General features: G+C 51.6%; 10 protein-coding genes, 2 tRNA genes and 4 rRNA genes. 6 read left to right on the forward strand and 10 right to left on the reverse strand.

Translation table 11 applies throughout. The features are described from left to right. Positions 1-12: 12 nt before the first annotated feature. The 5 genes from ACMGGM_RS11160 (at position 13) to ACMGGM_RS11180 (ending at position 4,862) form a co-directional block, all read left to right on the forward strand. The gene (locus ACMGGM_RS11160) at positions 13-234 is read left to right on the forward strand and encodes a lipoprotein (RefSeq protein ID WP_008502867.1); all 222 of its coding nucleotides are present in this window, start codon (positions 13-15) and stop codon (positions 232-234) included. Between the two features lie 474 nt (positions 235-708). Continuing rightward, the gene (locus tag ACMGGM_RS11165) at positions 709-1,734 is read left to right on the forward strand and encodes an amino acid ABC transporter substrate-binding protein (protein ID WP_014885451.1); all 1,026 of its coding nucleotides are present in this window, start codon (positions 709-711) and stop codon (positions 1,732-1,734) included. A 67-nt stretch (positions 1,735-1,801) separates the two neighbouring features. Then, on the forward strand, positions 1,802-2,983 hold the full coding sequence (locus tag ACMGGM_RS11170; RefSeq protein ID WP_014885452.1) for an amino acid ABC transporter permease: 1,182 nt from the start codon (positions 1,802-1,804) through the stop codon (positions 2,981-2,983). 9 nt (positions 2,984-2,992) lie between these two features. Then, the gene (locus ACMGGM_RS11175; protein WP_045134746.1) at positions 2,993-4,096 is read left to right on the forward strand and encodes an amino acid ABC transporter permease; all 1,104 of its coding nucleotides are present in this window, start codon (positions 2,993-2,995) and stop codon (positions 4,094-4,096) included. A 7-nt stretch (positions 4,097-4,103) separates the two neighbouring features. After that, the gene (locus ACMGGM_RS11180) at positions 4,104-4,862 is read left to right on the forward strand and encodes an amino acid ABC transporter ATP-binding protein (RefSeq protein ID WP_014885454.1); all 759 of its coding nucleotides are present in this window, start codon (positions 4,104-4,106) and stop codon (positions 4,860-4,862) included. Positions 4,863-4,968: 106 nt separating this feature from the next. On the opposite strand, the gene rrf (ACMGGM_RS11185) is transcribed toward ACMGGM_RS11180, so the two are convergent. The 6 genes from rrf (ACMGGM_RS11185) to ACMGGM_RS11210 form a co-directional block, all read right to left on the reverse strand. Next, a 5S ribosomal RNA gene (gene rrf / locus ACMGGM_RS11185) occupies positions 4,969-5,084 on the reverse strand. A 43-nt stretch (positions 5,085-5,127) separates the two neighbouring features. Next, a tRNA-Thr gene (locus ACMGGM_RS11190) sits at positions 5,128-5,203 on the reverse strand. Between the two features lie 14 nt (positions 5,204-5,217). Further along, positions 5,218-5,333, reverse strand: a 5S ribosomal RNA gene (gene rrf / locus ACMGGM_RS11195). Positions 5,334-5,396: 63 nt separating this feature from the next. Beyond that, positions 5,397-8,299, reverse strand: a 23S ribosomal RNA gene (locus ACMGGM_RS11200). A gap of 192 nt (positions 8,300-8,491) precedes the next feature. Continuing rightward, a tRNA-Glu gene (locus tag ACMGGM_RS11205) sits at positions 8,492-8,567 on the reverse strand. 85 nt (positions 8,568-8,652) lie between these two features. After that, positions 8,653-10,192 (reverse strand): 16S ribosomal RNA (locus tag ACMGGM_RS11210). The 16S, 23S and 5S rRNA genes sit together here with 2 tRNA genes alongside, the layout of an rRNA operon. Positions 10,193-10,664: 472 nt before the next feature. On the opposite strand from ACMGGM_RS11210, the gene ACMGGM_RS11215 reads away from it, so the two are divergent. After that, positions 10,665-11,219, forward strand: coding sequence for a gamma carbonic anhydrase family protein (locus tag ACMGGM_RS11215; protein WP_059373080.1), 555 nt, complete (start codon positions 10,665-10,667; stop codon positions 11,217-11,219). On the opposite strand, the gene ACMGGM_RS11220 is transcribed toward ACMGGM_RS11215, so the two are convergent. The 4 genes from ACMGGM_RS11220 to ACMGGM_RS11235 are packed head-to-tail and all read right to left on the reverse strand — an operon-like array spanning position 11,195 to position 13,382. After that, the gene (locus tag ACMGGM_RS11220; protein ID WP_023337873.1) at positions 11,195-11,443 is read right to left on the reverse strand and encodes a DUF1488 domain-containing protein; all 249 of its coding nucleotides are present in this window, start codon (positions 11,441-11,443) and stop codon (positions 11,195-11,197) included. The two genes, ACMGGM_RS11215 and ACMGGM_RS11220, sit on opposite strands and share 25 nt — an antisense overlap. Next, positions 11,440-12,258, reverse strand: coding sequence for a shikimate dehydrogenase (gene aroE, locus ACMGGM_RS11225; RefSeq protein ID WP_014885457.1), 819 nt, complete (start codon positions 12,256-12,258; stop codon positions 11,440-11,442). The genes ACMGGM_RS11220 and aroE overlap by 4 nt, the downstream gene beginning before the upstream one ends. Positions 12,259-12,262: 4 nt before the next feature. Further along, a complete protein-coding gene (gene tsaC, locus ACMGGM_RS11230) occupies positions 12,263-12,835 on the reverse strand; it encodes an L-threonylcarbamoyladenylate synthase type 1 TsaC (protein ID WP_023337875.1) in 573 nt (190 codons plus the stop codon). Beyond that, positions 12,828-13,382, reverse strand: a complete 555-nt coding sequence (locus tag ACMGGM_RS11235) for a type I DNA topoisomerase (RefSeq protein WP_023338824.1) — start codon at positions 13,380-13,382, stop codon at positions 12,828-12,830. Before ACMGGM_RS11235 ends, tsaC begins: the two co-directional genes overlap by 8 nt. Positions 13,383-13,398 lie beyond the last annotated feature (16 nt).

Genomic DNA, 13,398 nt, shown 5'->3' on the forward strand with positions numbered 1-13,398 from the left:
TGAGGTAACATCATGAAAAGATTCATTTCCGTTGCACTTCTCGCTGCGCTACTTGCTGGATGCGCGCACGATTCTCCATGTGTACCGGTTTACGATGACCAGGGTCGACTGGTTCATACCAATACCTGTATGAAAGGCACCACCCAGGATAACTGGGAAACCGCGGGTGCTATCGCCGGCGGAGCGGCTGCCGTGGCGGGTTTGACGCTGGGTATCGTTGCCCTGACGAAGTAACATCAATTAAGAAAGCGCGGCTCGGGCCGCGCTTTTGCGTTTAAAAAGTGCATTGTTTTCTAATAAGTAAAAAAATAGCCCCGTTTTTATTCAAGAAATTAATTCCCATCAACTGGCTATCACATCTTTTTAGTATAAAAAAGTTTATTTCATATTTTATCGTGATGATTTTCACACATTAATCTTATTGAATACCCTGCCAATATTCACTTCAGAAACTATCTCTTGATTTATCTCATCCTCATCGAAACTTTTGCTCCGATTTGTGGCACAGGTTGTAATTTCGCACCGTTTCGGGGCGTTCGTTTTATTTAAGCGTGTCTACACTCAGCATTAAGCGTTCTGTTATCACTTATTTTGTAGAACGCAAAACTGGCATTACGTTTGCTTTATAAACGTTGGCCAAAGCCACAGACAGGTTTAGCGCTTAAAAAGCGCTTCTATAACGATAAATTTCGCCACACAGGATGCATTATGAAAAAGACGATGATAGCCAGCCTGACCGCTGCAGGCATGTTGTTTGCCGTAGCGGGCCAGGCCCATGCGGGTACGACACTGGATGCCGTTAAAAAGAAAGGTTTTGTTCAATGTGGTATCAGTGATGGTCTGCCTGGCTTCTCATATGCCGATGCGAACGGCAAATTTACCGGTATTGATGTGGATGTCTGCCGCGGCGTCGCAGCTGCCGTTTTTGGGGATGACAGCAAAGTAAAATACACCCCGCTGACGGCGAAAGAACGCTTTACGGCGCTGCAATCCGGTGAAGTTGACATGCTCTCGCGTAATACCACCTGGACCTCCTCTCGTGATGCAGGTATGGGGATGTCATTTACCGGCGTGACCTATTATGACGGCATCGGATTCCTGACCCACAATAAAGCGGGCCTGAAAAGTGCCAAAGAACTGGATGGCGCCACCGTGTGTATCCAGGCGGGTACGGATACTGAGCTGAACGTCGCGGATTATTTCAAAGCCAATAAGATGAAATACACCCCTGTGACGTTTGATCGCTCGGATGAATCAGCCAAAGCACTGGAATCCGGCCGTTGCGACACGCTGGCCTCTGACCAGTCACAGCTGTATGCCTTACGTATTAAGCTGAGCAACCCGGCAGAATGGATTGTGCTGCCAGAAGTGATCTCCAAAGAACCTCTCGGACCTGTTGTTCGTCGTGGTGATGAAGACTGGTTCTCCATTGTTCGCTGGACCCTGTTTGCCATGCTGAACGCGGAAGAGATGGGCATCAATTCGAAAAACGTTGATGAGAAAGCCGCTAATCCATCCAACCCGGATATGGCTCACCTGCTCGGTAAAGAGGGTGATTTCGGCAAGGATCTGAAGCTGGATAACAAGTGGGCTTACAACATCATCAAGCAGGTGGGTAACTATTCTGAGATCTTTGAGCGCAACGTGGGATCGGAAAGCCCGCTGAAGATCAAACGCGGCCAGAACAATCTCTGGAATAACGGCGGCATTCAGTACGCGCCACCAGTACGTTAAGTCAAAGCTGTAACGGGCACTGCTCAGGCGGTGCCCAGTCCAGAGTCATGGTTACTGAGGTTTCTTTATGTCCCATCGCCGCTCAGCCGTAAAAGGAACGCTATCCTTTTCTCATCCCGCGGTCCGCGCCTGGCTATTCCAGATCATTGCTATTGTTGCGGTTGTTCTCATCGCCGTGTATCTCATCCATAACACCATCACCAACCTGAATAACCGCGGTATTACCTCCGGTTTTGCGTTCCTGGATCGCAGTGCAGGGTTTGGTATTGTTCAGCATCTTATTGATTATGAGGAAGGTGACACGTACGGACGCGTGTTTGTGGTCGGTTTACTGAATACGCTGCTGGTATCGGCGCTTTGTATTGTCTTCGCCTCGATATTGGGTTTCTTTATTGGCCTGGCTCGTCTTTCTGAAAACTGGCTCCTGCGGAAGCTTTCAACCTTTTATATTGAGACTTTCCGCAACATCCCACCGCTGCTGCAGATCTTTTTCTGGTATTTCGCGGTCCTGCGTAACCTTCCTGGCCCCCGCCAGGCCGTCGATGCGTTTGAGCTGTTTTTCCTGAGTAATCGTGGGCTATACATTCCCTCTCCGCAGTTCGCCGAAGGGCTTTACGCCTTCATCGTCGCAGTTATTATTGCGATCGCCATTTCTGTCGGGCTGTTCCGTTATAACCGCAAGCACCAGATTAAAACAGGGCAGCTTCGTAAAACATGGCCCGTTGGCGCTGCGCTAATTGTTGGCTTACCGTTAGTCGCTCACTGGCTTTTTGGTGCGGCTTTGCACTGGGATATCCCCCATCTGCGCGGGTTCAATTTCCAGGGCGGGATGGTGTTAATTCCTGAACTGGCAGCACTCACGCTGGCGCTCTCGATTTATACCTCCGCATTTATTGCAGAAATCATTCGCTCCGGGATCCAGGCGGTGCCTTACGGACAGCACGAGGCGGCGCGTTCACTTGGTTTACCGAATACCGTGACGCTGCGCCAGGTCATTATTCCCCAGGCCCTGCGGGTAATCATTCCGCCACTGACCAGTCAATATCTCAACATTGTCAAAAACTCATCGCTGGCCGCCGCGATTGGTTACCCGGATATGGTGTCTCTCTTCGCCGGCACCGTGCTTAACCAGACCGGACAAGCTATCGAAACCATTGCCATCACCATGTCTGTCTATCTGATCATCAGTCTGGCGATTTCATTGCTGATGAACCTTTATAACCGCCGTATTGCACTGGTCGAGCGCTAAGGATTTATGATGTCGAAAGCGATACTGTCGCACTCCTCGCGTCCAGCCAGCACAACCGGTGGACGTTTCATTATCTGGGCACGTAAGAACCTGTTCTCCAGCTGGAGCAACAGCCTGCTGACAATAGTCTGCCTGTGGTTGATGTGGGAACTGATCCCGCCGCTACTCAACTGGGCATTCCTGCAGGCGAACTGGGTGGGTTCCACGCGTGCCGACTGTACGAAAGCAGGCGCATGCTGGGTGTTTATTCACGAGCGTTTTGGCCAGTTCATGTATGGATTGTATCCTCATGAACAGCGCTGGCGGATTAATCTGGCGCTGGTTATCGGTCTGCTTTCCATCGCCGTAATGTTCGGGAAAAAGCTACCTCATCGCGGACGCTATATTGCCGGCTGGGCTGTAGCGTATCCCATTATTGTTTGGGTGTTGTTGTATGGCGGCTTCCTGGGGCTGGAACGCGTTGAAACACGCCAGTGGGGCGGTCTGACGCTGACGTTGATTATCGCTTCTGTGGGGATAGCTGGCGCTCTGCCGTGGGGCATTTTACTCGCTCTGGGGCGTCGTTCAACAATGCCGGTCGTGCGTGTGCTCTCAGTGATCTTTATTGAGTTCTGGCGTGGCGTACCACTGATCACCGTATTGTTTATGTCTTCGGTCATGCTGCCGCTGTTTATGGCAGAAGGTACAACGATCGACAAACTGATTCGTGCCCTGGTCGGGGTGATTCTGTTTCAGTCTGCCTATGTCGCTGAAGTTGTGCGTGGTGGCCTGCAGGCGTTACCTAAAGGCCAGTACGAAGCAGCGGAATCACTTGCTCTCGGATACTGGAAAACGCAGGGGTTGGTCATCCTTCCACAAGCACTCAAGCTGGTGATCCCGGGCCTGGTCAACACGATCATTGCCCTCTTCAAAGATACCAGCCTGGTCATCATCATCGGATTGTTCGATCTCTTTAGCAGCGTGCAGCAGGCAACCGTTGACCCTGCCTGGCTGGGCATGTCCACCGAGGGATATGTCTTTGCTGCTCTGATCTACTGGATCTTTTGTTTTAGCATGTCGCGCTACAGCCAGCACCTGGAAAAGCGCTTTAACACCGGGCGTACACCGCACTGAGGAAATTATGAGCCAAATTACTATGACACCCGCCGACGCGATGATTACGCTGGAAAACGTGAATAAATGGTATGGACAGTTTCATGTCCTGAAAGACATTAATCTCAAGGTAAAGCAAGGCGAACGAATCGTTCTTTGCGGCCCTTCCGGTTCAGGGAAATCGACAACCATTCGCTGTATCAACCATCTTGAAGAGCATCAGCAGGGACGCATTGTGGTTGATGGTATCGAGCTGAATGAAGATATTCGCAATATCGAACGCGTACGCCAGGAAGTGGGGATGGTATTTCAGCACTTTAATCTATTTCCCCACCTGACCGTTCTGCAGAACTGTACGCTTGCGCCGATTTGGGTACGAAAGATGCCGAAACAGGAAGCGGAGGCGTTGGCAATGCATTACCTCGAACGCGTACGTATTGCAGAGCACGCCAATAAGTTTCCCGGCCAGATCTCAGGCGGACAACAGCAGCGTGTGGCTATCGCCCGTTCGCTATGCATGAAACCCAAAATTATGCTGTTTGACGAACCGACATCTGCGCTGGATCCGGAAATGGTGAAAGAAGTGCTGGATACTATGATTGGGCTGGCGCAATCCGGGATGACGATGTTGTGCGTGACGCATGAGATGGGTTTTGCCAGAACGGTGGCAGACCGGGTGATCTTTATGGACCGCGGTGAGATCGTTGAACAGGCCCCACCGGATGAGTTCTTTGCGCATCCGAAGTCGGAACGTACGCGTGCATTCCTGTCGCAGGTGATTCATTAGTCATTTGCTTTGCCGGGTGGAGGCTTTGCCTTACCCGGCCTACCGTTTTTTCTGCACATAAACGCAAAAAGGCCATCCTTTCGGATGGCCTTTTCACTTATTTGATGTCTGGCAGTTCCCTACTCTCACATGGGGAGACCCCACACTACCATCGGCGCTACGGCGTTTCACTTCTGAGTTCGGCATGGGGTCAGGTGGGACCACCGCGCTAAAGCCGCCAGACAAATTCTTTTACTTCTTGCCGAACTTTAACCTAAGTATAAAGTGGTGCTGATACCCAGAGTCGAACTGGGGACCTCACCCTTACCAAGGGTGCGCTCTACCAACTGAGCCATATCAGCACACTAAATTTGATGCCTGGCAGTTCCCTACTCTCACATGGGGAGACCCCACACTACCATCGGCGCTACGGCGTTTCACTTCTGAGTTCGGCATGGGGTCAGGTGGGACCACCGCGCTAAAGCCGCCAGGCAAATTCTGTAATCTGTATCAGCTGAAAATCGTCTCTCACCGCCAAAACAGCTTCGGCGTTGTAAGGTTAAGCCTCACGGTTCATTAGTATCGGTTAGCTCAACGCATCGCTGCGCTTACACACCCGACCTATCAACGTCGTCGTCTTCAACGTTCCTTCAGGAGACTTATAGTCTCAGGGAGAACTCATCTCGGGGCAAGTTTCGTGCTTAGATGCTTTCAGCACTTATCTCTTCCGCATTTAGCTACCGGGCAGTGCCATTGGCATGACAACCCGAACACCAGTGATGCGTCCACTCCGGTCCTCTCGTACTAGGAGCAGCCCCCCTCAATTCTCCAGCGCCCACGGCAGATAGGGACCGAACTGTCTCACGACGTTCTAAACCCAGCTCGCGTACCACTTTAAATGGCGAACAGCCATACCCTTGGGACCTACTTCAGCCCCAGGATGTGATGAGCCGACATCGAGGTGCCAAACACCGCCGTCGATATGAACTCTTGGGCGGTATCAGCCTGTTATCCCCGGAGTACCTTTTATCCGTTGAGCGATGGCCCTTCCATTCAGAACCACCGGATCACTATGACCTGCTTTCGCACCTGCTCGAGCCGTCACTCTCGCAGTCAAGCTAGCTTATGCCATTGCACTAACCTCCTGATGTCCGACCAGGATTAGCTAACCTTCGTGCTCCTCCGTTACTCTTTGGGAGGAGACCGCCCCAGTCAAACTACCCACCAGACACTGTCCGCAACCCGGATCACGGGTCTACGTTAGAACACCAGCCATTAAAGGGTGGTATTTCAAGGTCGGCTCCACGCAGACTGGCGTCCACGCTTCAAAGCCTCCCACCTATCCTACACATCAAGGACCAGTGTTCAGTGTCAAGCTATAGTAAAGGTTCACGGGGTCTTTCCGTCTTGCCGCGGGTACACTGCATCTTCACAGCGAGTTCAATTTCACTGAGTCTCGGGTGGAGACAGCCTGGCCATCATTACGCCATTCGTGCAGGTCGGAACTTACCCGACAAGGAATTTCGCTACCTTAGGACCGTTATAGTTACGGCCGCCGTTTACCGGGGCTTCGATCAAGAGCTTCGCGTTACCGCTAACCCCATCAATTAACCTTCCGGCACCGGGCAGGCGTCACACCGTATACGTCCACTTTCGTGTTTGCACAGTGCTGTGTTTTTAATAAACAGTTGCAGCCAGCTGGTATCTTCGACTGATTTCAGCTCCACCCGCAGGGGCTTCACCTACATATCAGCGTGCCTTCTCCCGAAGTTACGGCACCATTTTGCCTAGTTCCTTCACCCGAGTTCTCTCAAGCGCCTTGGTATTCTCTACCTGACCACCTGTGTCGGTTTGGGGTACGATTTCGTGTTACCTGATGCTTAGAGGCTTTTCCTGGAAGCAGGGCATTTGTTACTTCAGCACCGTAGTGCCTCGTCATCACACCTCAGCGTTAAAAGGTACCGGATTTACCTGGAACCTCCGCCTACATGCTTAAACCGGGACAACCGTCGCCCGGCTAACATAGCCTTCTCCGTCCCCCCTTCGCAGTAACACCAAGTACAGGAATATTAACCTGTTTCCCATCGACTACGCCTTTCGGCCTCGCCTTAGGGGTCGACTCACCCTGCCCCGATTAACGTTGGACAGGAACCCTTGGTCTTCCGGCGAGCGGGCTTTTCACCCGCTTTATCGTTACTTATGTCAGCATTCGCACTTCTGATACCTCCAGCAACCCTCACAGGCCACCTTCAACGGCTTACAGAACGCTCCCCTACCCAACAACACATAGTGTCGCTGCCGCAGCTTCGGTGCATGGTTTAGCCCCGTTACATCTTCCGCGCAGGCCGACTCGACCAGTGAGCTATTACGCTTTCTTTAAATGATGGCTGCTTCTAAGCCAACATCCTGGCTGTCTGTGCCTTCCCACATCGTTTCCCACTTAACCATGACTTTGGGACCTTAGCTGGCGGTCTGGGTTGTTTCCCTCTTCACGACGGACGTTAGCACCCGCCGTGTGTCTCCCGTGATAACATTCTTCGGTATTCGTAGTTTGCATCGGGTTGGTAAGCCGGGATGGCCCCCTAGCCGAAACAGTGCTCTACCCCCGAAGATGAATTCACGAGGCGCTACCTAAATAGCTTTCGGGGAGAACCAGCTATCTCCCGGTTTGATTGGCCTTTCACCCCCAGCCACAGGTCATCCGCTAATTTTTCAACATTAGTCGGTTCGGTCCTCCAGTTAGTGTTACCCAACCTTCAACCTGCCCATGGCTAGATCACCGGGTTTCGGGTCTATACCCTGCAACTTAACGCCCAGTTAAGACTCGGTTTCCCTTCGGCTCCCCTATACGGTTAACCTTGCTACAGAATATAAGTCGCTGACCCATTATACAAAAGGTACGCAGTCACCTAACAAGTAGGCTCCCACTGCTTGTACGTACACGGTTTCAGGTTCTTTTTCACTCCCCTCGCCGGGGTTCTTTTCGCCTTTCCCTCACGGTACTGGTTCACTATCGGTCAGTCAGGAGTATTTAGCCTTGGAGGATGGTCCCCCCATATTCAGACAGGATACCACGTGTCCCGCCCTACTCTTCGAGTTCACAACCTGTGCATTTTCGTGTACGGGACTATCACCCTGTACCGTCGGACTTTCCAGACCGTTCCACTAACACACAAGCTGATTCAGACTCCGGGCTGCTCCCCGTTCGCTCGCCGCTACTGGGGGAATCTCGGTTGATTTCTTTTCCTCGGGGTACTTAGATGTTTCAGTTCCCCGGTTCGCCTCGTTAACCTATGTATTCAGTTAACGATAGTGTGACGAATCACACTGGGTTTCCCCATTCGGACATCGCCGGGTCAAAGGTTCATATCACCTCGCCGGCGCTTTTCGCAGATTAGCACGTCCTTCATCGCCTCTGACTGCCAGGGCATCCACCGTGTACGCTTAGTCGCTTAACCTCACAACCCGAAGATGTTTCTTTCGATTCATCATCGGTTTGCGAAAATTTGAGAGACTCGAACACACATAACATGTGTGTCGTTTCAATTTTCAGCTTGATCCAGATTTTTAAAGAGCAAATATCTCAAACATGACTCGCAAGTCAGTTTTGAGATATGACGGCAGGTGACTTTCACTCACGAACCAGCAAGTGGCGTCCCCTAGGGGATTCGAACCCCTGTTACCGCCGTGAAAGGGCGGTGTCCTGGGCCTCTAGACGAAGGGGACACTGAAGTCTCAATCGCAAGACGCCTTGCTATTTACTTTTCATCAGACAATCTGTGTGAGCACTACAAAGGCAGGTTCTTTAAGGTAAGGAGGTGATCCAACCGCAGGTTCCCCTACGGTTACCTTGTTACGACTTCACCCCAGTCATGAATCACAAAGTGGTAAGCGCCCTCCCGAAGGTTAAGCTACCTACTTCTTTTGCAACCCACTCCCATGGTGTGACGGGCGGTGTGTACAAGGCCCGGGAACGTATTCACCGTAGCATTCTGATCTACGATTACTAGCGATTCCGACTTCATGGAGTCGAGTTGCAGACTCCAATCCGGACTACGACGCACTTTATGAGGTCCGCTTGCTCTCGCGAGGTCGCTTCTCTTTGTATGCGCCATTGTAGCACGTGTGTAGCCCTACTCGTAAGGGCCATGATGACTTGACGTCATCCCCACCTTCCTCCAGTTTATCACTGGCAGTCTCCTTTGAGTTCCCGGCCTAACCGCTGGCAACAAAGGATAAGGGTTGCGCTCGTTGCGGGACTTAACCCAACATTTCACAACACGAGCTGACGACAGCCATGCAGCACCTGTCTCAGAGTTCCCGAAGGCACCAATCCATCTCTGGAAAGTTCTCTGGATGTCAAGAGTAGGTAAGGTTCTTCGCGTTGCATCGAATTAAACCACATGCTCCACCGCTTGTGCGGGCCCCCGTCAATTCATTTGAGTTTTAACCTTGCGGCCGTACTCCCCAGGCGGTCGACTTAACGCGTTAGCTCCGGAAGCCACGCCTCAAGGGCACAACCTCCAAGTCGACATCGTTTACGGCGTGGACTACCAGGGTATCTAATCCTGTTTGCTCCCCACGCTTTCGCACCTGAGCGTCAGTCTTTGTCCAGGGGGCCGCCTTCGCCACCGGTATTCCTCCAGATCTCTACGCATTTCACCGCTACACCTGGAATTCTACCCCCCTCTACAAGACTCTAGCCTGCCAGTTTCGAATGCAGTTCCCAGGTTGAGCCCGGGGATTTCACATCCGACTTGACAGACCGCCTGCGTGCGCTTTACGCCCAGTAATTCCGATTAACGCTTGCACCCTCCGTATTACCGCGGCTGCTGGCACGGAGTTAGCCGGTGCTTCTTCTGCGGGTAACGTCAATTGCTGTGGTTATTAACCACAACACCTTCCTCCCCGCTGAAAGTACTTTACAACCCGAAGGCCTTCTTCATACACGCGGCATGGCTGCATCAGGCTTGCGCCCATTGTGCAATATTCCCCACTGCTGCCTCCCGTAGGAGTCTGGACCGTGTCTCAGTTCCAGTGTGGCTGGTCATCCTCTCAGACCAGCTAGGGATCGTCGCCTAGGTGAGCCGTTACCCCACCTACTAGCTAATCCCATCTGGGCACATCTGATGGCAAGAGGCCCGAAGGTCCCCCTCTTTGGTCTTGCGACGTTATGCGGTATTAGCTACCGTTTCCAGTAGTTATCCCCCTCCATCAGGCAGTTTCCCAGACATTACTCACCCGTCCGCCACTCGTCACCCGAGAGCAAGCTCTCTGTGCTACCGTTCGACTTGCATGTGTTAGGCCTGCCGCCAGCGTTCAATCTGAGCCATGATCAAACTCTTCAATTTAAGTTTGATGCTCGTGAATTAAACTTCGTAATGAATTACGTATGTTCACTCAGAGACTTGGTATTCATTTTTCGTCTTGCGACGTTAAGAATCCATGTCACTTTGAGTGCCCACACAGATTGTCTGATAAATTGTTAAAGAGCAGTTGCAACGCGGCTTTCGCTCACCGTTGCGAGGTGGCGTATATTACGCTTTCCTCTTTCAGAGTCAACCCGTTATTTCAGGATTTTTTCTCTTCAACCGACCGGGTTGTCTGTGAAGTGATTCACATCTGCCGTGTCGATGGAGGCGCATTATAGGGATCCCATTTTTTAGCACAAGTATTTTTTAGATCTTTTTTTCCAACTGCTGATTTTCCGCGCTTTTCGCTGAAATCCCGCCCGATCTGCTTAAATATTGACGTATTTTGCCTTGCCTCGATCCCATAATATGATCAAAGTCTTCTGTCTAGCGCTCATCCTTAGAGGTAGTTATGTCTACTGTATTACGTCCTTATAAAGATCTGTTCCCCAAACAAGGCGATCGCGTGATGATCGATGCCAGCAGCGTAGTCGTAGGTGATGTCCGAATGGCTGATGATGTCAGTATCTGGCCACTCGTTGCCATCAGGGGAGACGTTAACTCTGTGTCGATTGGCGCACGTACCAATATTCAGGACGGCAGCGTTCTGCATGTCACGCACAAATCCTCTTATAACCCGGAAGGTAATCCACTCATTATTGGAGAGGATGTCACCGTTGGTCACAAAGTGATGCTTCACGGCTGCACTATAGGAAATCGCGTACTTGTTGGCATGGGATCGATTTTGCTGGATGGCGTCATAGTAGAAGATGACGTAATGATTGGTGCCGGTAGCCTGGTCCCGCAGAACAAACGGCTGGAGAGCGGCTATCTCTATCTGGGTAGCCCTGTAAAACAGATCCGCCCCCTGAAGGAGGCAGAGATCGAAGGATTAAAATACTCGGCGAACAACTACGTTAAATGGAAGAATGACTATCTGGATCAGGATAACCAGACCCAGCCCTGATCGTCTTCCTGCTGGTCGCGGATTAAATCGCTGGCTTCTTCTTCAAGATCCCAGCGATTTTCACAAAATATGTCTAAAGGATCTGAACCGCCAAAACGACGTAGCAGCGTTTCCCTATGAATGGCACAGGTAAGTTGCATCCCCTGCACCAGCACCGGGAAGCAGACTGCTTGTTTATCCTCATCCCAGCTCTCTCTGTCCGGGAAGTGAATAGCCTGATTCACGCCGAAAGCTCCTGCTTTAACTTTTCTATCACCGGCTCGACTGCAGGTAACACCCCATGCCAGAGCAGCACCGCATGCGCAGCCTGGCCCACCAGCATCCCCAGCCCATCGGCTAACTGTTTCGCGCCATGTTCTTCACACCACATAAGGAAGGGTGTCTTCCCTTTCTGGTAAAACATGTCATAGAAGTACATATGAGAGTTGATAAGAGAAACGGGGATTGCCGGGATCTCACCATTAATGCCGCTGGACGTGGCATTGATGACCAGATCAAATTCACGGTCTTCGAGATCCTCAAGCGCGATGGCGCTCACGCTACCGGTATGGGCAAACAACGCCGCCAGCGCTTCTGCCCTGGAAAAGGTTCTGTTGGTAATGGTCACTGCACAGTCCAGTGAAAGCAGGGGCAACAGCACGCCCCGCGATGCACCACCCGCACCAATCAGCAGAACCCGGAAACCAGGCTTGATAAACGAAAGTCTTTCCAGATCGCTCAGTAAACCAATCCCGTCAGTGTTGTCACCCAGAAGGCGGCCATCCTCAAGCCGTTTTAAGGTATTTACTGCACCAGCAAGTGAAGCACGCTCGGTCAGTTCGTCTGCACGTTCAAATGCCTCTTCTTTAAAGGGAACCGTCACATTCGCCCCTTTGCCGCCCGCAGCGAAAAACGCCTCGAGCGTTGGGATAAATGCATCAACCGGTGCCAGCACGCGACCGTAAGGGTGATCTATCTGCAACTGTTCCGCAAATTGCTGATGGATCAAGGGTGACTTACTGTGCGCAATCGGGTTACCAAAAACAGCATAAGTTTCCATGAGATTACCCCTGACGAAAACGTTCACCGGTTAATGCGTCGCGAATTTCGGACGGATTCAGGCGCCCTCCCGTCTCGCCGGCAGCAACCGGGAAATCATTCCCGAACTGTGCCAGCACTTCTTCGGTTGTCCGGCACGGAGGTAACCCGGTCAGATTCGCGCTGGTTGAAACCAGTGGTTTACCAAACGCCACACAAAGCTCAACCACCAGCGGATGGTCGGTGACGCGCACCGCCAGCGAATCAAACCTTCCGGTTAACCAGCGCGGTGTTGTCGGCTGGGCCGGGAAAACGAAGGTCACCGGTCCAGGCCATACGGAGAAGATGGCTTCACGCTGGGCCGGGGTAAGCATGGAATCATCAATGTAAGGTTTAAGCTGCTCATAATTGGCCGCGATTAAAATCAGTCCTTTTTCGACAGGCCGTTGCTTAAGTGCCAGCAATCGGCCAACGGCCGTCTCACTGTCAGGATCGCAACCGACCCCAAAAACAGCTTCAGTTGGATAAGCGATGACTTCTTCTTTTTTCAGTACGTCCACTGCATACGCAATGGAACCTGATGGCAGGTTATTATTCACTGTTTTGATCCGCCGGAACCGGCTTTCCACATTGTTTACTGGCGCAGAAGCGTTTAATGCCTTGCGCGGTTTTCTTCTCGATGAGTAGCGGATAATGGCAATGCACGCAGATACCCGCTACCGGTTTGAAATTGATAACGAACTGGCAGTCAGGGTAACGATCGCAGGAATGGAAAGTCTTACCAAAACGAGAACGACGCTGTACCAGTTGACCACGTTGGCACTGAGGACAGGCAATAGCCGTTTCATCTGGCTTATCAATTTGTTCTGTATGCTCACATTCCGGATAACGGCTACAGCCAATAAACATACCGAACCGCCCCTGACGCAACGCTAATTCACCACCACAGGCAGGACATAACTGCCCCTCCAGAATTTTGACGATATGTCCATCCGCCTGGCTTTTAAGAGGACGGACATAATCACATTCCGGATAGTGTGAACAACCGAGAAACGGACCGTGTTTCCCGGACCGAATAACAAGTTCAGCCCCGCACTGCGGGCAGGGCTCGTTTTTATGCACCGTAAATAGTGCGGATTTGGCCATAACAACTCTTGGTGCT

The sequence above is a fragment of the Enterobacter sp. BNK-14 genome (genome assembly GCF_047456095.1).
In the GTDB taxonomy this organism is placed as follows: domain Bacteria; phylum Pseudomonadota; class Gammaproteobacteria; order Enterobacterales; family Enterobacteriaceae; genus Enterobacter; species Enterobacter kobei.